At 64.7% G+C, this 18476-nt stretch carries 18 protein-coding genes; 15 read left to right on the forward strand and 3 right to left on the reverse strand.

From position 1 onward, the window contains the following. Window positions 1-9: 9 nt before the first annotated feature. The 8 genes from LVE68_RS09610 (at window position 10) to LVE68_RS09645 (ending at window position 8617) form a co-directional block, all read left to right on the forward strand. Entirely contained in the window at window positions 10-1989 is a 1980-nt protein-coding gene (locus tag LVE68_RS09610; RefSeq protein ID WP_232940033.1) for a hypothetical protein, read from the forward strand. Next, window positions 1986-4832 (forward strand): tetratricopeptide repeat protein, encoded by a 2847-nt coding sequence (locus tag LVE68_RS09615; protein ID WP_232940035.1) that lies wholly within the window; start codon window positions 1986-1988, stop codon window positions 4830-4832. The genes LVE68_RS09610 and LVE68_RS09615 overlap by 4 nt, the downstream gene beginning before the upstream one ends. Continuing rightward, on the forward strand, window positions 4819-5493 hold the full coding sequence (locus LVE68_RS09620; protein WP_232940037.1) for a tetratricopeptide repeat protein: 675 nt from the start codon (window positions 4819-4821) through the stop codon (window positions 5491-5493). The genes LVE68_RS09615 and LVE68_RS09620 overlap by 14 nt, the downstream gene beginning before the upstream one ends. Beyond that, a complete protein-coding gene (locus tag LVE68_RS09625) occupies window positions 5490-5792 on the forward strand; it encodes a hypothetical protein (protein ID WP_232940039.1) in 303 nt (100 codons plus the stop codon). Before LVE68_RS09620 ends, LVE68_RS09625 begins: the two co-directional genes overlap by 4 nt. 100 nt (window positions 5793-5892) lie before the next feature. Continuing rightward, complete coding sequence (locus LVE68_RS09630; RefSeq protein ID WP_232940040.1) at window positions 5893-6558, forward strand: MotA/TolQ/ExbB proton channel family protein; 666 nt, start codon at window positions 5893-5895, stop codon at window positions 6556-6558. A gap of 13 nt (window positions 6559-6571) precedes the next feature. Then, window positions 6572-7087, forward strand: coding sequence for an ExbD/TolR family protein (locus tag LVE68_RS09635; protein ID WP_370636822.1), 516 nt, complete (start codon window positions 6572-6574; stop codon window positions 7085-7087). Between the two features lies 1 nt (window position 7088). Next, window positions 7089-7631 (forward strand): ExbD/TolR family protein, encoded by a 543-nt coding sequence (locus LVE68_RS09640; protein WP_232940042.1) that lies wholly within the window; start codon window positions 7089-7091, stop codon window positions 7629-7631. Next, the gene (locus LVE68_RS09645; protein ID WP_232940043.1) at window positions 7628-8617 is read left to right on the forward strand and encodes an AgmX/PglI C-terminal domain-containing protein; all 990 of its coding nucleotides are present in this window, start codon (window positions 7628-7630) and stop codon (window positions 8615-8617) included. Before LVE68_RS09640 ends, LVE68_RS09645 begins: the two co-directional genes overlap by 4 nt. A 27-nt stretch (window positions 8618-8644) precedes the next feature. On the opposite strand, the gene LVE68_RS09650 is transcribed toward LVE68_RS09645, so the two are convergent. The 3 genes from LVE68_RS09650 to LVE68_RS09660 all read right to left on the reverse strand — a co-directional run bounded on the left by LVE68_RS09650 (window position 8645) and on the right by LVE68_RS09660 (window position 10610). Beyond that, a complete protein-coding gene (locus LVE68_RS09650) occupies window positions 8645-9496 on the reverse strand; it encodes a carbon-nitrogen hydrolase family protein (RefSeq protein WP_232940044.1) in 852 nt (283 codons plus the stop codon). 150 nt (window positions 9497-9646) lie between these two features. After that, on the reverse strand, window positions 9647-10024 hold the full coding sequence (locus LVE68_RS09655; protein WP_232940045.1) for a DUF2237 family protein: 378 nt from the start codon (window positions 10022-10024) through the stop codon (window positions 9647-9649). Beyond that, window positions 10011-10610 carry a DUF2939 domain-containing protein gene (locus tag LVE68_RS09660; RefSeq protein WP_232940046.1) on the reverse strand — a complete coding sequence of 200 codons (600 nt, stop codon included), beginning with the start codon at window positions 10608-10610 and terminating at the stop codon, window positions 10011-10013. Before LVE68_RS09660 ends, LVE68_RS09655 begins: the two co-directional genes overlap by 14 nt. A gap of 275 nt (window positions 10611-10885) precedes the next feature. On the opposite strand from LVE68_RS09660, the gene LVE68_RS09665 reads away from it, so the two are divergent. From LVE68_RS09665 to LVE68_RS09695, 7 genes are read left to right on the forward strand one after another with little or no spacing between them, the layout of a single operon-like run. Then, window positions 10886-11644, forward strand: coding sequence for a DUF975 family protein (locus tag LVE68_RS09665; protein WP_232940047.1), 759 nt, complete (start codon window positions 10886-10888; stop codon window positions 11642-11644). Between the two features lie 23 nt (window positions 11645-11667). Then, on the forward strand, window positions 11668-12354 hold the full coding sequence (locus LVE68_RS09670) for an RDD family protein (RefSeq protein WP_232940048.1): 687 nt from the start codon (window positions 11668-11670) through the stop codon (window positions 12352-12354). Window position 12355: 1 nt separating this feature from the next. Next, window positions 12356-13315 carry a stage II sporulation protein M gene (locus tag LVE68_RS09675; RefSeq protein ID WP_232940049.1) on the forward strand — a complete coding sequence of 320 codons (960 nt, stop codon included), beginning with the start codon at window positions 12356-12358 and terminating at the stop codon, window positions 13313-13315. Beyond that, a complete protein-coding gene (locus tag LVE68_RS09680; RefSeq protein ID WP_232940050.1) occupies window positions 13305-14852 on the forward strand; it encodes a hypothetical protein in 1548 nt (515 codons plus the stop codon). The genes LVE68_RS09675 and LVE68_RS09680 overlap by 11 nt, the downstream gene beginning before the upstream one ends. Further along, entirely contained in the window at window positions 14842-16089 is a 1248-nt protein-coding gene (locus LVE68_RS09685) for a DUF4350 domain-containing protein (protein ID WP_232940051.1), read from the forward strand. Before LVE68_RS09680 ends, LVE68_RS09685 begins: the two co-directional genes overlap by 11 nt. Beyond that, on the forward strand, window positions 16086-17102 hold the full coding sequence (locus tag LVE68_RS09690; RefSeq protein ID WP_232940052.1) for an AAA family ATPase: 1017 nt from the start codon (window positions 16086-16088) through the stop codon (window positions 17100-17102). The genes LVE68_RS09685 and LVE68_RS09690 overlap by 4 nt, the downstream gene beginning before the upstream one ends. After that, entirely contained in the window at window positions 17099-18451 is a 1353-nt protein-coding gene (locus LVE68_RS09695; RefSeq protein WP_232940053.1) for a DUF58 domain-containing protein, read from the forward strand. Before LVE68_RS09690 ends, LVE68_RS09695 begins: the two co-directional genes overlap by 4 nt. Window positions 18452-18476 lie beyond the last annotated feature (25 nt).

An 18476-nucleotide genomic window follows, 5' to 3' on the forward strand; every position in this document is an offset into this window, starting at 1 on the left:
ATGTTCCGCGTGTTTTGCTCCCGTCTTGTCCTCGCTGCGGCCCTCTCCGGCGCCGGGGCCAGCCCGTGGGCGCAGGATCGCGATGACAATGGGGATGGTGCCGGCCAGCAGGACAGGCCTTACCAGCAGGCCCAGGATATGCGCTACGGCGCCGGCCTTTACGATTACTTCCAGGGCAATTATTTCGATGCCCTGAGTACCCTGCAGGTGGCCGGACACCGGAGTGAACTGCATGCGCACCGCGACAACGCGGCCCTGATCGAGGGCGGCATCGCACTGGCATTCGGGCTACACGATCGCGCCGAAATTTTATTTAACGAACAACTGCAGCAGGTCGACAGTGCCGATAACGAGCGCTACCGCGCGGTAGCCTGGATGAAGCTGGCCGAGCTCAATTACCTGCGACGGGAATGGGACAGCAGCGCACGCCAACTGCAACTGTCCGGCGCCGCCGACACAACCGACCTGGGCCTCAACCTGGCGCTGCGCAACGGTGAGCTGGCGCGCGCTGAAGCCTTGCTGGACGGCCGCGGGCCGGTGGTGGAGGCCCTGCCGCCGGCAAAGCGCATCCTCGGCCACCTGAACCTGGCTGCGGCCCTGGCGCGGGGCGGGCGCCTGGCCGAAGCAACCACTCACTATCGCCTGGCGGTGGCGCTCGTGGACGGGATCGACGAACCCGCGGAGCAATTACTGGTATTGCGGGACAAGGCGTATACCGGCGCCGGCTACAGCCTTACCCTGCAAGAGGATTTCGCTGCAGCGATGACGGAGTTCCGCCGGGTGCGCCTGCACACCCCCTGGTCCGATCGCGCCCTGCTGGGGCTGGGGTGGGCGGCCATCAAGGGCGGCGACTACAACGCCGCCAACGACGCGCTGCACTTTTTAATCCAGCGCAGCCCGCTCTCCCCCGAGGTACAGGAGGCGCTGGTAGCACTGCCCTACAGTTATGAACAGCTGGCGCGCCCGCGGGCGGCGCTGCAAAGTTACCGCCATGCGCAACAGCAATACCAGCGGGCCCGGGACGACATTGCACGCCTGGCACAGCAGCTCGATACCCTGGCGCTGGCACCAGCCGCCGGCGCCGGTGAGGCGCAGCGCTATGGCTGGCTGTTGCCGGCCGAGGTGCCCGGCCCGGTGGCGGACAAGCGTCGCTACCTGAAGCGGCTGCTGGACAGCGACCGGTTCCAGCTGCGACTTTCCGAATTGCGCGACCTGCACCAGTTGCAGCGGGTACTGGAGCGCTGGCAGGCGCGCCTGCCGCTGTTCCAGCAGTTGCTGCGTGCCCGCAGTGAGCGTCGCCAGTCGATCCTGGCGGATTACCGCAGTGCCCAGTTCGACCAGCAGGTGGACCTGGCCCGCGAAAGGTACCGGCAACTGCGCGCGGGCCTGGAAAAGATTGAACGCGAGCGCGATGCCCTGGCACTGATGCAGGCTGGCGCAACGGAAGACGATCCGGCGGTGGAGCTGCTCGCCCTGCAACAGCGGGCAGCGCGGCTCTACCGGCAACTGCAGGCGTCGGGCAAAGTCGGTGAGCGGGAGCGGCAGGTACTGGCGCGCGCCCACGGGCTGCTGCTCTGGCAGGCCGCGCAGGCCTGGCACGACAACCTGTGGCGGCAGCAGCGCGCGCTCGACAGCGTCGGTGTGGCGCTGGAACAAGCGGCGGGCAATCGCCGGCAATTACAGCAGACTGCCGAGCGGGCTCCCCAGCTCAGCAGCCTGGGCGCGCGGGTGCAGTCTGCACTGCCCCGGGTGCGCAGCCAGCAGCGCGCGGTCAACCGCGCCAGTGCGGTGCTGGAAGCCGACATCCGGCGCGACCTGCGCGCTGAACTGGCACGGGTCGACCAGCGCCTGCGCCAATACAGTGCCCATACCCGGCTGGCTATCGCCCGGCTGCAGGATGCCGCCCTCCAGGAAGGCACCACCCACGAACAGGCACCAGGCGGGCGGGAAGCAGCCCCGGCCTCGGAACTGGCGGGGGGCGCACCGTGAAGCATCCCCGTCACCTGCTGGCCGCCGCAGTGTGCAGCCTGGCCCTGGCCGGCTGCAGCCAGCCACAGGTTGCCACCCTCGCGGACCTGCCCGGTGCCGGCCTGCCGGCTGAACCGGATATCCGGATTCCGCAGGTACAGATCGATACACTCCAGCGCAACTACAAGCAGGCGCTCGTGGACCAGCAGGATCCCGCCGTGCGCCGGCAGATCAGGATGCGCCTGGCCGACCTGGAAATGGAGCGGCTGGAGCAGCTGCAGGCTGACAACCCCGGGCAGCGGGTGTCCTTCCAGCCCGCCATCGAACGCTACCGCGCACTGGTCGCCGCACAACCCGGCGATGACTACCTCAATTACCGCCTGGCACGGGCCGAGGCACTGGACGGCAACCAGGGCGCCGCACTGCAGGCACTGGAAAATATCGCCAGCGCGAGGCCGGAATCGCCATTCATTGCCGAAGTACTGTTCCGCCGCGGCGAGGCCGCCTTCAACGACCGCCGCTACCGGGACGCGGCACGGGATTTCGACGCCGTGCTGGCCCAGGGCGAATCACCGTTTACCGATAATGCCCGCTATATGCTCGGCTGGTCGCAATTCAAGGCATCCGACTACCCGGCTTCGACGCGCACCTTCCTGGGCCTGCTCGACACCCTGCACAGCCGCGCACCGCTGGATGAACTGGACAGCGGCGACCGCCGCCTGGCCGATGACAGCCTGCGCGGGCTGGCGCTGGGATTCAGTTACCAGGGCGGCGCCGGCGCCATCGAGCCCTACAACCCGGACCGCGGGGCGCGTCCCTACCAGCACCGCATCTATCGTGCGCTGGGGGACTGGTACCGGGAGAAAGAGCGTTTCCGTGAGGGCGCCGACAGTTACCTGGCCTTCGTCGAAAACTATCCCGGCAGCGCCGAGGCGCCGGCGTTGCACCTGCGCGCCATCGAAACCCTGCAACAGGCCGGGCTGGACGCCGAGGTGATGCCGGCCAAGCGCGAATTCGTGCGGCGCTATGGCATCCACAGCGATTACTGGCAGGCGGCCGACGACACCCAGCGTGAACAACTGGGCGCCTGGCTGCGGCCCTGGCTGGCGGAGCTTGCGCGCTTCGACCACGCCCGCGCCCAGGCCCTGCAGCAAGAGCAGCCCGGCAGCCCGCGCGAACGGCGCCAGCTGGCCACCCGGGCACGCCAGGCCTATCTCGCCGCCGCAGCCATGTACCGCGAGTACACCGAGACGTTCCCGCAGGACATCGAGACGCCGGCAATGGCATTCCTGCTGGCGGAGTGCCTGGAACAGGCCGGCGACCGTGCCGGGGCCTGGCGGGCCTACCGGAACGTGGCCTCCACTTACCCGAAACACGAGCAGGCCACCGAAGCGGGCTATTCCGCGATCCTCAACGCCGAGGCGGTTTACCGGGAGACTGCCGCCCAGGCAAACGCAGGCGGGCAACGGGACGAGCAGGCGACCCTGTGGCGGGATCGTGCCATCGAGGCCGGGCAGTACTTTGTCGATACCTGGCCGCGCGACCCGCGCGCGCTGCCGGTATTGCTCGATGCTGCCGACAAGCTGTTCCAGCAACGCCGTTACGCCGAAGTGATCGTTGCTGCCGAGCGCGCAGCCAGGTGGCAGCCGCCACCGGACCTGCAGCAGCGCCGCAACCTCAACCTGCTGCTGGGCCACAGCTATTTCGAGCAACGGGATTACCCGGCCGCGGAACAGGCCTACGCCCGCGTGCTGGCGGGAACTGCGGCAGGCGTCCCTGCGGCAGGCGTTCCTGCGGCAGGTGATTCCATTGCGGCTACTGCCCGGCAGAAAATGCAGGCCGCCATCTACCGCCAGGCCGAGGCCGCCCTGGCGCAGGGAGACAGCGAGCTGGCAATCACTCACCTGCTGCGGGTCCGCGACAGCGGGCGCACCGACATTGCCGCCACCGCACAGTACGATGCCATCAACCAGCTGGTGACCCTTGAGCAGTGGCAACGCGCAGCCACCGAACTGGCGGATTTCCGCAGTCACTACCCCGCCCACGCCCTGACCCCCACCCTCACTGCCAAGGCGGTGGTGATCTACCAGGCCCTGCAGATGCCGGGCGCCGCGTCGGCCGAGCTGCTCAGGCTGGCGCAGTCGGACGCGGACCCGCAGGTGCGTCGCCAGTCGCTGTTCCTGGCCGCCGAGGGTTTCCGCGAGGCGGGCGAGACCGATCGCGCCATCGCGGCCTTCCAGCAGTACAGCGAACAGTGGCAGGAGCCCCGCGAACAGCAGCTGGAGGCGCAGTACCAGCTGGTACAGCTGACCGGCGAGGCCGGCGATAGCCGTGCCCGCACTCGCTGGCTGCAACGCCTTGGCCAGGCGCAGCCGCGGAGTGAGCGGGCCCGCTACCTGGCAGCCTATGCCCGCAGCGAACTGGCTGAACAGAGTTACCAGGCTTTTGCCGGCATCCCGCTGGCACTGCCACTCAAGGCCAGCCTGGCCAGCAAGAAACGCGCGCTGGAAACCACCGTCGCGGACTATCGCGAGGTGCTCGACCTGGGCGTGGCCGAGTTCTCCACCCAGGCCAACTTCCGCCTGGCGGAGGTCTACCGCACCCTGAGCGGCGACCTGATGGATTCCGAGCGACCACCGGGGCTATCCCCGCTGGAGCTGGAACAGTACGACATCCTGCTGGAAGAGCAGGCATTCCCGTTTGAGGAAAAGGCCATCGAATTGCACGAAGCCAATATCCAGCGCACCGCCGACGGAATGTATGACGACTGGGTGCGTCGCAGCTTCCGTTCGCTGGCAAAACTGCTGCCGGCGCGCTACCAGAAACCGGAACAAACCGCGGAGTGGAGCGATGCCCTGCACTGATGACAGCGTCGCGCGTGTCGTGACCCGCGCAGCCGTGGTGCTCACCCTGGTGTGGCTGGCCGCCTGTAGCCAGACCGGCCCGCGCGCGGGCGGTGATCCCGGGGCAACAGGCAGCGCCACGGCGCCGGGCACTGCCGCCAGCCCCAATCCCTACCTGGCCTCCCGGGTATCCGTGCCGGGCGCGGCCCGCAGCGGTATGGCACAGGCGCGGGAGCTGCTGGAGAGCGGCGATGCCGCTGCGGCCGAGAAACGGCTACTGGGCCTTACCGCAGAGTGGCCGGAATTGTCCGGGCTGTGGCTCAACCTGGGCATCGTCCAGCGCCACCTGGAAAAGTACACCGAGGCCGAGCAGAGCCTGCGCAGTGCCATTGCCGCCAACGATGACAATGTATTTGCCTGGAACACGCTCGGGGCACTACTGCGTGACCGGGGACAGTTCGACGCGGCAGAGCAACACTATCGCGGGGCGCTGGAACGCTGGCCGGACTTCGCCGCCGCCCACCGCAACCTGGGCATTCTCTACGACCTGTACCTGCAGCGTCCGCAGGAAGCACTGCAACATTACCGGCGGGCGCAGGAATTGCATCAGTTGCGGGACCCGGAACAGGAACCGGACCGGCAGCTGGCCGGCTGGATCGTCGACCTGGAGCGCCGACTATGACATCACCGCAACCACAACGCACCAGGCTCTACCTGGCAACCACACTGCTTGCGCTAACCGCGCTGGCAGGGGCGGCACAGGCCGAAGAGCCGATCGAACTGGAATCGACGATTATCGGCAGCCAGGAGCAACCCAAGGTGCTGTACATCATCCCGTGGAAACAGGCCGACAGCCTGCAGAAAATTGACGGCGGCCTGCCGCAGACCATCGACGATATATTCGAGCACCAGGAATACTCGGAGCTGCAGCGCGAAATGGAAAACTCGGGCCAGGACAACAGCGACTCGTCGCCGGAATAGGCCGGCAGGATCGCAGGCAACTGTGGCCAGGAATACTTTTTAAAAATTGCAGGGCGCGACTGTGCGCCCCAGCTATCCACCGAAAACCCCGGAGAACAACATGGAATTCACTCAGGCGCTGTTGCGTTTTTTCCAGAATGGCGGCCCCTTCATGTACCCCATAGCGCTGGTACTGGTGATCGGCCTGATCATGGTGATCGAGCGCTGGATCTTCCTGTCACTGGCCCGCAGTGCCAACCGCAAGGCCTATCGCCAGGTGCTGCCGCTGCTACAGCAGCGTAACTACAACGGCGTGCTGCAGGTGGCCCGTGACAACAAGGCGGCCATGGGCCGGATTGCCGCCGCCGGTATCGGCACCCTGCAGTACGCAAAGCGCGATGAGAATATTGCCCTGGCAATCGAGGAGGGCATCCTCGAGGCGGTACCGCGCCTGGAAAAACGCACCAATTACCTGGCCACCCTGGCCAACATCGCCACCCTGCTGGGCCTGCTGGGCACCATCATGGGCCTGATCGCCGCCTTTACCGCGGTAGCCAATGCGGACCCGTCCGAGAAGGCCTCGATGCTGTCATCCAGTATCTCCGTGGCCATGAACACCACGGCCTTTGGCCTGATTTCCGCGATACCCCTGTTGCTGGCCTACTCCATGCTGCAAAACAAGACCAATGAAATCGTCGACAGCCTGCAGATGGCCGGGGTGAAGTTCCTCAACCTGCTCACCATGGGGCGCGCACAGGCGGCTGAGCAACGCGCAGCCAAAGGCTGACGGCATGCTGAAACTGAATATTCGCCGACGCGGCGGCATCGACCCGGAGCTGGACATCACCTCGTTTATGAGCCTGATGGTCATCCTGGTGCCGGTGTTGCTGTTGAATATGGTGTTCTCGCATATCGCCATCCTCAAGCTGAACCTGCCGGGCCTCAGCGACGGTAATCCCGCGAGCGAGGAAAACCGCCAGCTGGAGGTGGTTTTGCGCGATCGCCATATCGATATCAATTACCCGGCCGGGGTGCGGGTACAGCGGGTCGAGCATGTCGATGGCGTACCCGATTTCGAGCGCATGTCCGATGTCCTGCAGGAAGTGAAGCGCCAGCTGCGGGAGAAGTCTGTGGACAAGAAAGACATCCTGATCCTGTCCCAGCGGGATACGCCCTACCGCACCCTGGTAAAAGCCATGGATACCGCGCGCAGCTATCGCGCCGTGGTCGCGACTTCAGTCGTGGATGCGGAACTGTTCCCACAGATTTCCCTGGGTGACGCAGCGGAACCCACGGCAACGGCAGCGGGGCAGTGATATGAACCTGAACGTCGGTAAAAAATTACAGGAGCGCCGCGAGCGCCAGAAAAAACAGCAGTCACGCCTCAACCTGGTATCGCTGATGGACATTTTCACCATCCTGGTGTTCTTCCTGCTGGTGAATTCCTCGGACGTGGAGGTGCTGCAGAGCGACAAAACCATCAAGCTGCCGGAGTCCACATCGAAGCAGAAACCGGAGCTTACCCCGGTGGTGCGCATCAACAACGAGACGCTGTTTGTGGGCAACCGGCCTGTGGCCAGTATTGGTGAGATCAGCAGCGACGCGGAGCAGATCGAACCATTGCTCAAGGAACTGCAGTACCTGGCCCAGCGCGCCGAGCCCCTGTCAGAAGCGCAGGCAAAAACTGGCCGCGCGGTGACCATCATGGGCGACGAGGAACTGCCATACCAGCTGCTGAAACAGGTGATGCGCACCTGTGCGGCGGCGGATTACCGGGATATTTCCTTCGCCGTGAGCCAGGCCGCGCCCGACGCGGCGGCTGGCGATGAAATTGCAGGGCGGGGGCCGGGAGCCAGATGAGTGCCGCAACCCTTTCCCGACCGGCCCCCTGGCAGTTACAGGAAACTGAGCTGCCCTGGACTTCCGCCGCGGCTGAAGATGCACGTTTCCGGCGCCTGCTGAAGTGGGGCCTGGGCGCCCTGTGTGTACTCGGCGTGGTCATCAGCCTGGTACCGGTGCCCGAGCTGACCCGCGAGCAGGCCGAGCGGGTTCCGCCACAGCTGGCGCGGGTGATCCTGGAAGAGAAGTCGAAGCCCAAGCCACCGCCACCCAAACCGGCCCCCGAACCGAAACGGGAAAAGCCACCTGAGGCAAAGGCGGAAAAGCCCAAACCGAAACCCGAGCCCCGGCCGGAGCCAGAACCGCAAACCAGGCCGAAGCCGGCTCCGGCAAAGGTGCAGATGGCGCGGGAGAAAGCCGCCAACAGCGGCCTCTTGCAGATGCAGGACGACCTGGCGGCAATGCGCGACACGGTCGATGTGGCAGAGGTTTCCCGCAAGGCAACCGCGAGCGGGGCCGCGGCGAGCAGCGCCCAGCAGGTCGACCGGGCGGTAATTGCGAACCGGGCGCAGACCCGCAGCGGCGGCGTCAGTGACAGCAACCTGAGTCGTGATACCGGCGGTGCCGAACTGGCACAGCGGCAGGCGACCCGCGTCGCAAGCGCCCAGGCCAGCAACGCCGCCCGGGCATCCGCGCGGGAAACCCGGCGCGAGACCTCGGTGCGCCCGGAGGACGCCATCCGCAGTGTCATGGAGAATAACAAGGGGGCGATATTCGCCATCTACAACCGCGCCCTGCGCCGCGACCCCACGCTGCAGGGCAAGGTTACCGTGCAACTGGTGATCGAGCCCAATGGCAGTGTTTCGGATATAAAGCTGGTGGGCAGCGAGCTCAATGCACCGGCGCTGGAACGCAAGCTGCTGGCGCGAATCCGCTTGATCAACTTCGGCGCGGCCAATGTGGAGCGGGCGACCCTCAATTACTCCATCGATTTCCTGCCTTCCTAAAGCCCTGCGCCGGACCAGCCCCGGCGGTCAGGGTAAGCGGCGCATATCGAGCAGCGGCATGCGCCGGCGGATCTCCGCCAGGCGCTTGCCGTGCAGGTCGGCGGCCAGCACGGTTTCCTCCTCGCCGGCCTCGGCCAGCACATCGCCCCAGGGGTCCAGTATCACCGAGTGCCCCCAGGTCCGCCGCCTCGGTGAGTGCTGCCCGCACTGGTCGGCGGCAACCACGAAGCAGCCGTTCTCGATCGCCCGGGCCCGCAGCAGGGTCAACCAGTGGGCACTGCCGGTGACATGGGTGAAGGCCGACGGCACCAGCAGGATTTCGGCGCCGCGGGCGGCGAGTTCGCGGTAGAGTTCGGGAAAGCGCAGGTCAAAACAGATACTCAGCCCCAGGCGGCCCCAGGGGGTCTCCACCACCTGCAGCGAGTCGCCGGCCTCGATACCGGCGGACTCACGGTAACTGCGCGCCGCATCCTCCACCTCCACATCGAACAGGTGCACCTTGTCGTAGCGCGCCCGGCACTGGCCACGGTCGTCATAGACCAGGCAGGCGGAGCGCACCCGGCCCGCGTCAACGGCACTGCCGTCCGGCCGCTGGTTCAGGGGCATGGCACCGGCTACCAGCCACAGGCGGTTTTCCCGCGCCCAGCGCTGCAGCGCCGCCTGGACCGGCTGGCGTTCGGGGTCTGCCTCCGCGCTGGCGAAGGTCTCTGCCACTGCCGCACTGCCGCCATCGGCCAGGTGGGCAAAATATTCCGGCAACAGCACCATTTTCGCCCCTCCGGCCGCCGCTGCCCGGACCAGCTCCCCGGCCCGCGCCAGGTTGGCGGCCACCGAGGCACCGCTGCTTATCTGGATGGCGGCAATTCGCAGGTCTCGCATGACAATTTGTCTCCGCTCGCGTTGTTGCTCTCTGCCCAGCAGCTTATGCCCTGGCCGGGGTGGATGCCAACGGCGGCAGCGCAGCGCACAAAAAAACCGGCGGGGCTGAACTGGCAGCCGCGCCGGTTTTCGCTGGCACCATAGCCCGGCTCAGTTAAGGTCCGCGGCGTACTCGCGCAGCACTGTCAGCGGAACCACTTCCAGAGCCTTGATATGGGTGCGCTGCAGGTATACCCGCGGGGCCATGCCCTCTTTCTGCGCCTCCAGCCAGCGGGCGGCACACAGGCACCAGCGGTCCCCCGGGGCCAGGCCGGGAAAGCCGAACTCCTTCTGTGGAGTGCTGAGGTCATTGCCCCGGCTGCGGGAGAATTCCAGGAACTCCTCCGTGACAGCCACGCACACGGTGTGCGACCCCAGGTCCTCGGCGCAGGTATTGCAGTGCCCATCGCGGAAAAAGCCCGTCAGCGGTTCCATGCCACAGGCCAGCAGGGGGTCGCCAAAGACGTTGATCGGTTCATCCATTTTCATCGTTCTCTCCCCTGTCTTGCTCTTTTTCTTCCATCTCCGGGAATCTCAGTTCAACCACCCGCCAGTGCAGGCCCTGGCGCTCCAGGATCAGGCGCAGCTCGGTTTTATCGCTGGCGCCGTAGTCGGCGGCGATGTGGTTAATACCCGTGAACCCCCAGCGGCGCAGCTGCAGGTATCCGGCATCCTCATCGGTTTTATCGTCGCTACCGGCCGGGGACAACTCGCGCCCGGGCTGTGGCGGGTAAAGTTCGCGCTCAAACTGCCAGAGCGCATCACCACCGCGCAACAGGGCAGCCAGAGACTCGCCGGTTACCAATCCCTCCAGCAAGGGTCCCAGGAACAGGTTGGCGCCGGCGCTCAGGAAGTCGCTGAGGTCCCGGGGCATGTCCTCGCCCATGGAGCCGCGCAGGCTCTGTTGCAGGTGGCGCTTCAGGTTGGTACGGACCGCGGGAAGGTCGACATAACCCCGGAAACGATCCATATCCTCACTATGTGCGGTGGCGGCAACCTGACTGGCGGCGTACCACGGCATGCCCACATAAGCGGCAGCCAGCAACAGCATTGCCAGCATCAACCATTTTCTCACTGGCTCTCTCCAGTCGGTAACTGTTGGCGCAGATATTAGCGAAAGGAGACCACCACTGCACGGGCCCTATTAGCAGACGGGCCGGTTGTTGCTACAGCCGCATTGTAATGGCGCGTGATTGTTCGCTCACCGGCTGTGTGAGATATTTGCACATCTGTACCCGGCCTACGGCAACCTGATCCGGGTACCCGCAGCAGTGCAGGCAGGTCGGAATGACTCGACGTCGACTCCCCTCACTGGACGCAAAATAAAAATACAGATCAATGGAGTATGACATGAGTGATATTTACCAGGCCCCGGAATCAGAACTCACAACCGGGGAGAATGGCGGCGAATACGGATCACTGGAGAAAGGGCTGGCGGGGGATTACAGCCTTTCGATTGGTGCGATTATCGGTGAGGCATGGCGCCGGATCAGTGGCAGGAAGCGCACCATCTGGCTGGGTACCCTGCTGCTGATCGTCGCGTATGTGATTATTGATTACGTCACCGGGCTTTTCACCGGCATCAACAACTGGAGCCTGGAGGGCACCTCCGTCGGCGTGAACAGCTCAATCTATAACGGCCCCTCGCTGTTGCACCAGCTTGTTATCACCGCGGTCACTGCCCCACTGACCGCCGGCCTGATGATGATTGTGGTCAAGATCGCGCGCGAAGAGCAGGTCTCCGGCTCCACCGTATACTCCTACTTTGACAGGATTGTACCGCTTGCCATCTGCAGTGTGCTGATGTCCGTCCTGGTCCTGATTGGATTTATGCTGCTGGTATTGCCGGGTATCTACCTTTCCATTGCTTACATGCTGGCCCTGCCGCTGATCGTGGACAAGGGCCTGGGTCCGTGGGAAGCGCTGGAAACATCCCGCAAGGCAATTACCAAGCACTGGTTTGCGTTCTTCGGGCTGGTCATCGTCTGTGCCCTGATTTATATCGCCGGTGCACTGGCGCTGATGATTGGCCTGATCTGGGCCGTTCCCACCGGCCTGCTGGCCCTCGGCATTGCCTACCGCAATATTTTCGGTGGTGCCGAAGACTGATCGGGACGGGAGGGGGGTACTGCGTGCTGGATACCCGCTACACAATCGAGACCCCCGAGGGCATAGACCTGCAGGCACAGGTGGCGGGGCCGGTGCCGCGGGTGCTGGCCTATGCGGTAGACCTGTTCTACCGCACTGTCATTACCATTGCCCTGTGGCTGGGACTTAACCTGGCCGGCATGGACACTGCCGGCTGGGGCATCTGGCTGCTGGGCTCTTTCCTGCTGGAATGGTTTTACCCGGTAGTATTCGAGCTCTGGCGCCACGGCCAGACACCGGGCAAACAGGCTTTTGGTCTGATGGTGGTCAATGCAAACCTGACCCCGGTCTCCTGGAGCGCTTCACTACTGCGCAACCTGCTACGTGTCGCCGACTTCCTGCCCCTGGCATACGCCACCGGGCTTACCACCATGACCCTGTCCCGGCAGTTCCAGCGCCTGGGGGATATGGCGGCGGATACAATAGTGGTCTACCGCCAACCGCAAGCAGACCGCAAGGCCCTGCCACAACTGGCTCCGTGTGTGCCGCCGCGGAACCTGGAGGCAGAAGACCAGCGCGCTATCATCAGCCTCACCGAGCGCCACCGCGAGATCAGCGAGGCGCGCCAGGAGGAACTGGCCGAGCTACTGCAGCCAGTCACTGACGCGTCGGGGCCCGCCGGGCTAAGGTACCTGCGTGCCATCGGCCTGTGGCTGCTGGGAGCTCGCTGAAATGAGGCAGAGGGAGTTCGAAAAACGCCACGAATCCGGGTGGCGGGAACTGGAGGCGGCACTGCGCACTGATGGGGGGACTGTCGCGGACCTGCCGGGCCGCTATCGCCAGCTCTGCCAGCAATTTGCCATGGCCTCCGAGCGCCACTACACCAGTGACCTGCAGGAGCGACTGAACCGGCTGGTGATGGCCGCCCACCAACGCATCTACCGTCGCCGCCCCCTTCGCCGCAGCGCCTGGGTGGACTACCTGCTGGGTGGTTTCCCCCGTGCGGTACGAAGCCAGGCGCGGGCGGTGTACCTGTCCACGGCGCTGTTCCTGTTGCCCGCACTTGTACTGGGCATCGGCTGTTACCTCAACGATTCACTGGTTTATACCCTGATGGAACCCGAACAGGTGAGCCTGTTCGAGTCCATGTACGATCCCGCCAACCGGGTTACAGGCAGGGAGCGTGGATCAGATTCCGACCTGTACATGTTCGGTTTCTATATCAAAAATAATATCGGCATTGCGTTCCGCACCTTTGCAGCTGGCATCATCTTCGGCGTGGGCGCTGTGTTTATCCTGGTCTTCAATGGTGTCTATATCGGCGCAACTGCCGGCCACCTCACTCGCCTCGGCTTCGGTGGCACTTTCTATCCGTTTGTCATCGGTCACGGGGCTTTCGAGCTGACCGCGATTGCCCTGGCAGGTGCGGCCGGGCTGTGCCTGGGACAGTCACTGATCGACCCGGGCGGCTACCCACGCCTGGTGGCACTGCGCAAGGCGGCTTCGAGGGCGATGCAAATCATGTACGGCACCTTCCTGATGCTGGTGCTTGCCGCTTTCCTGGAGGCCTTCTGGTCATCCAGCCAGTCGCTGCCGGTGGGCCTGAAACTGGCAACTGGTGCGGCACTCTGGATCCTGGTGCTGGCATACCTGGCTTTTGCCGGTCGCGGGGGGCAGCATCGTGCAACTTGATCGCCTGGCAATCCGGGCGCGCATGCGCAACCCGTGGGAGTCCACCGACCTCGGTATTCTGCTGGCACGACGCCACTGGTTCGCGATGTTCCTGGCCTGGCTGCTGCCCGCAGCTGCAGCATTTACCTTTGCCCTGGTATTTATCCCCGAATCCCCGGGCTGGGGCCTGCTGATAGCCTGGTGGCTGAAGCCGGCTTTCGACCGGTTGCCACTCTTTATTGCCAGCAGGGCCCTGTTCTCCGAGCCGGTCACTGCCCGCCACGCGCTGGGCCAGGTCCTGTCCCTCAACCGGCTCGACTGGCTGCCCTGGTTGACCTGGCGCCGCCTGAGCCCCACGCGCTCGTTCGACCTGCCGGTAACACTGCTGGAACGACTCACCGGTGCCCGGCGCGGCAAGCGCATCCGCGTGCTGCATCGCAAGTACGCCGGCACGGCCACCTGGCTCACCCTGGTCGCCGTCCATCTGGAAATGATCCTGTTTTTAGCCGCGATTGCTGTCCTCTACCTTTTGGTGCCGCAACAGCTGCAACTGGACTGGACGGGAATCATTGACGGGCACGAGCTGGCTGCCCAGTGGGTGGGGAACGGCCTGTACCTGCTGGCAATGGCCGCCATCGCCCCCTTTTACGTGAGCGCCGGTTTCTGCCTCTATATTGGCCGGCGCATCGAGCTGGAGGGATGGGATATCGAAATCCAGTTCCGCAAGTTACGTGAGCGTTGGCAAAGCGCCGAGCAGCGCCAACCCCGGGCCCGGAGTGTCAGTGCCGCCCTGCTCGCCCTGTGCCTCGCGACCGGGGCCACAATGTATCCGGAGCCTTCCCAGGCAGAATCCATTGAATCCCGTGAGGAAGCCGCAGAACGGATCGAAGAAGTCCTGCAACAGCGTGACTTTCACCAGGTGGAGGAAGTGAGTGGCTGGCGGCTGAAGGACCGCGAAACCCAGCATGAACAATTGCCGGGCTGGCTGGTGGAATTTATTTTCTGGCTGGCAGACCTGCTGCGCATGGAGGAGGAAGAAAAGGAGTACTCCTGGGGCCCACTTGTTGCCACCCTGGTGGAGGTGATGTTGTGGCTGGCGCTCGCCATACTCTCCATTCACCTGCTGTGGCGCCATCGCCACCGGCTGCAGTTCAGCTTCCGCAAACAGCCACCAAAACCGGCGGCAGATACCCCGGAGGTGCTGTTCGGCCTGGATGTCTCCCGCGAGAACCTGCCGGACGATATCTGCGGCGTGGTAATGGAGCAATGGCAGAAGGGCAATGCCCGGGCTGCCCTGGGACTGCTGTATCGAGCCACACTTTCGCACCTCATCAACCGCTACGGATTGGCGTTCGGCGACCAGTACACAGAGCACGAATGCGCAACCGTGGTGGAACAGACGGTCGGCCGCGGCGAAGCCGGCAGCCCGCTGGTGGAGTTCATGTGGCAGCTGACAAACGACTGGCAATTGCTCGCCTACGCACACCGCCTGCCTGATGAGCAGCGCGTGCAGCAGCACTGCTTGCGCTGGCGGGAGATATTCGACAATGAAGTCTAGTCACTTCCTCTACGGCGGTTTTGCACTGGCACTGGCTGCCGCGGTCACCCTCTTTGTTATTTTTTTCGAGCGCTACACCGAGGAGCGCGATATAGGCTGGAGCCAGGAAGCCCATCGCCATCCATTCCTGGCCGCGCAGCGTTTCCTGGAAAGCACCGGGCTGACGTTCCGGAGGGAAGATAACATTGATGCCATCGGCGGATTGCGACCGGGTGACACGCTTTTCCTGGGCAGCTCCAGTTATCTCTACAACGAAAACCAACTGCGCATGTTCATGCAGTGGGTCAGGCGTGGCGGCCATGCGATTGTGGTGGCACGGCAGAGCGAGCTCGATGCCGGCGACCCGCTGCTGGAATCCCTGGGGGTCACCATTGTGGAGGGAGAGCTGGATGCTATCCAGGAGTACCTGCTGCCGCTCTACTCCCGTCCCGGGGGTGGGGACAAGTGCGAGCTGAATCGCGCGCTGGCGCAATTGCTGGAGATCGAGGGAGACCCTTGCCAGCCCGAGATCGATCCCAAATATGTAAGCACCCTGGATATGGGTGATGGCGACTTCCGTGTGTTTTTTAATCCGGCGCTGATGCTGCAACACGCGGATGTCCAGGACCAGGGGCTGGCACCCGGCGGGCCGCTATTCCGGGCGACCCTGGAGAGCCAGCCCGAGGGCGTCCCGTTGATACAGTTCTCCCGTGGTGAGGGCCGGATTACTTTGCTCGCCGACGACACGCTGTGGCTCTCCCAGCGTATCGGCCAGTTTGACCACGCCTGGCTTCTATACCAGCTCGCCGGCGACAGTGAGTTCGTGCTGATGTCGCGCCCCCGCTTCGATTCCCCCGGCTCCCTGGTCGCCCGCTACCTTTCCGAGTTTTTCCTCGCCGGAGCCCTGGCACTGATACTCTGGCTATTGCACCGTGCCAGCCGCTTCGGCCTGCGCCAACCAATACCCGATACGGCTCGTCGCTCGCTGCGCGAGCACATCGCCGCCAGTGGTTACTACTACTGGTACGAGGACCAGTGCGGCCAATTGCTGCGCGACTATCGCGCGCGCATTTTACGACAGCTGTGCGCAGCGCCGGACAGCCCCGCACTGCGGCGCAGCATGTCCGCGCGACTGGCCGAGGCCACCGGGCTGGCACCGTCCGCTGTCGCCCTCTGCCTGTGGGGCGAGCCGCCCCGCGACGAGGAAACCTTTACCCGGCATATCCGCAGTCTGCAAATAATTGAGGCAACCCTATGAGTGAATCCACCGTCCCCACCAGGCCGGCAGCCACCAGCCAGCCCGGCGTCACCAGCCGGGACTGGGACCTTGCCATTGAACGCGCCAGTGCCCTGCGCGACACCGTCAACCGGGTCCTGGTGGGGCAGCGGGCGGTGGTCGACCAGGTGCTGGTGGGACTGCTGGCTTCCGGCCACCTGTTACTGGAAGGGGTTCCCGGCCTCGGCAAGACCCTGCTGGTGCGGGCCCTGGCAAAATGTTTTGACGGCGACTTCCGCCGCATCCAGTTCACCCCGGACCTGATGCCGGCGGATGTTACCGGGCATTCAATTTTCCATATGGGAGAAAGCCGCTTCGAGGTGCGCCGCGGGCCCGTGTTTACCAACCTGCTGCTTGCCGATGAAATCAACCGGGCACCGGCCAAGACACAGGCGGCGCTACTGGAGGTGATGCAGGAGTGCCAGGTCACCATTGATGGCGAGGCGCTGCCGGTGCCGCGCCCGTTCATGGTGCTCGCCACACAGAATCCCATCGAGCAGGAGGGCACCTATCCCCTGCCGGAGGCAGAGCTGGATCGCTTCCTGCTGAAGGTGCTGATCGATTTTCCCTCCCTGGAAGCCGAGGTACAGCTGGCCGCCGCCGCCAGTAGCGGGCAGATCGAGCGGGACCTGCTGGACAACCAGCAGCCGTTGATGGACCTTGCCGGGCTGCAGGCGCTACAGGCCCTGGTGCCCCAGCTTGAGATGGACCAGAAAGTTGTGGACTACGCCGTCCGCCTCGTGCGCGCCACCCGGGAGAATGCACAGCTGCGCCGGGGCGCCGGCCCCCGTGCCAGCATCGGGCTGCTGCAGGCAGCCAGGGCCCGGGCGCTGCTGGCTGGACGCACTTTTGTACTGCCTGATGATGTGAAGTCCATGGCCATTCCGGTGATGCGCCACCGCGTCGGGCTTTCACCGGATATGGAGATCGACGGCCAGGACCCGGACGCGGTACTGGCCCGGATTATTGAAACGGTGGAGGCTCCCCGCCTGTGAAGCTCCCGCCCATACGGCCGGACGGCACCCTGGTCCGGCTGGCTGCGGCCTGGTGTGCAGCGGCACTGGCAGTCACCGTCGCGCGAATCTGGTTCCCGCATGCACTGCCCGCACTGTCACTGATGTGGTGGGGCGCGGGAGCCTTGCTGCTGGCAACGATGGCGCTGGATGGCCTGGCTGTTTTCCGCCTCAATGGCCTGTCAGCAGACCGCCAGCTGGCCTCCAACCTGGCACTGGGCGTGCGCAGCGTCGTTAACCTGGAGCTACGCAACGAGGGCAGCCACCGCCTGCGGCTGGAGGTATGCGACCAGGTGCCGCCGCAGCTGGCCGTCGCCGATTTGCCCCGCACGGTCGAGCTGCAGCCGGGCCAGGTTTCCACCCTGGAATACGCAGTGACACCGGAGAATCGTGGCCTCGCCCGGTTCGGGCAGGTTGAAGCACTGGTAAGTTCTCCCCGGGGACTCTGGCAGAGAAAGGTGCGCCTGGCGGGGCCAGATGGGATCCGCGTCTACCCGAATTTCCTTGGCGTATCTTCACTGCAGGCCCTGTCCGCCGAACAGAGCCTGCGCCTGCTGGGATTGAACCAGCAGCAGCGCCGTGGCGAGGGCATGGATTTCCACCAGTTACGTGAATATCGCCGCGGAGACAGCCAGCGCCAGGTGGACTGGCGGGCCAGTGCCCGGCTGAGCAAACTGATCAGCCGCGAGTACCAGGATGAACGCGACCAGGACATCATCTACCTGCTTGATTGCGGTCGACGGATGCGCGCCCGGGACGGTCGCTACAGTCACTTCGACCACGCACTGAATGCGCTGCTGCTGTCGGCGTATGTAGCCATCCGCCAGGGGGACGCGGTGGGCCTGCAGACCTTCGCCACCGGCGCGGGCCCCACGGTGCAGCTATCCCCGATTCGCGGCGAAGACAGCATCAACGTGCTGCTAAACCATGTTTACGACCTTCACTCCAGTACGGCGCACAGCGATTACACCACCGCCGCCCGCGACCTGATGGAAAACCACCAGAAGCGCTCGCTGGTAATACTGGTCACGAACCTGCGCGATGAGGACAGCGATGAGCTGCTGGACGCCGTGGAACTGCTTGCGCGCCGGCACCTGGTGATGGTGGCGAGCCTGCGCGAGGAGGCCCTGGATGACCTCCGGGAGACCCCGGCTGCACAGTTCCCGGCCGCACTCGAATACCTGTCGGCGACAGACCTGGCCCGCCGCCGCCAGGGGCTGCTGCAACACCTGCGGGCACGCAATATTATCGTTGCCGACGCGCGCCCCGAAAATATGCACCTGTCACTGGTGGAAAATTACTGGCGACTCAAGCGTAGCGGCAAGTTGTGAGGCGCGACACCACTGCCGTCGGGGG

The organism is Microbulbifer sp. YPW16, assembly GCF_021290385.1.
Lineage (GTDB): Bacteria > Pseudomonadota > Gammaproteobacteria > Pseudomonadales > Cellvibrionaceae > Microbulbifer > Microbulbifer zhoushanensis.

Bases quoted from the DNA above. Each gene is read 5' to 3' on its own strand.
- LVE68_RS09620 (WP_232940037.1), top strand. From the start codon at position 4,819: ATGCCCTGCACTGATGACAGCGTCGCGCGTGTCGTGACCCGCGCAGCC.
- LVE68_RS09625 (WP_232940039.1), top strand. From the start codon at position 5,490: ATGACATCACCGCAACCACAACGCACCAGGCTCTACCTGGCAACCACA.
- LVE68_RS09630 (WP_232940040.1), top strand. From the start codon at position 5,893: ATGGAATTCACTCAGGCGCTGTTGCGTTTTTTCCAGAATGGCGGCCCC.
- LVE68_RS09640 (WP_232940042.1), top strand. From the start codon at position 7,089: ATGAACCTGAACGTCGGTAAAAAATTACAGGAGCGCCGCGAGCGCCAG.
- LVE68_RS09645 (WP_232940043.1), top strand. From the start codon at position 7,628: ATGAGTGCCGCAACCCTTTCCCGACCGGCCCCCTGGCAGTTACAGGAA.
- LVE68_RS09650 (WP_232940044.1), bottom strand. From the start codon at position 9,496: ATGCGAGACCTGCGAATTGCCGCCATCCAGATAAGCAGCGGTGCCTCG.
- LVE68_RS09655 (WP_232940045.1), bottom strand. From the start codon at position 10,024: ATGAAAATGGATGAACCGATCAACGTCTTTGGCGACCCCCTGCTGGCC.
- LVE68_RS09665 (WP_232940047.1), top strand. From the start codon at position 10,886: ATGAGTGATATTTACCAGGCCCCGGAATCAGAACTCACAACCGGGGAG.
- LVE68_RS09675 (WP_232940049.1), top strand. From the start codon at position 12,356: ATGAGGCAGAGGGAGTTCGAAAAACGCCACGAATCCGGGTGGCGGGAA.
- LVE68_RS09685 (WP_232940051.1), top strand. From the start codon at position 14,842: ATGAAGTCTAGTCACTTCCTCTACGGCGGTTTTGCACTGGCACTGGCT.
- LVE68_RS09690 (WP_232940052.1), top strand. From the start codon at position 16,086: ATGAGTGAATCCACCGTCCCCACCAGGCCGGCAGCCACCAGCCAGCCC.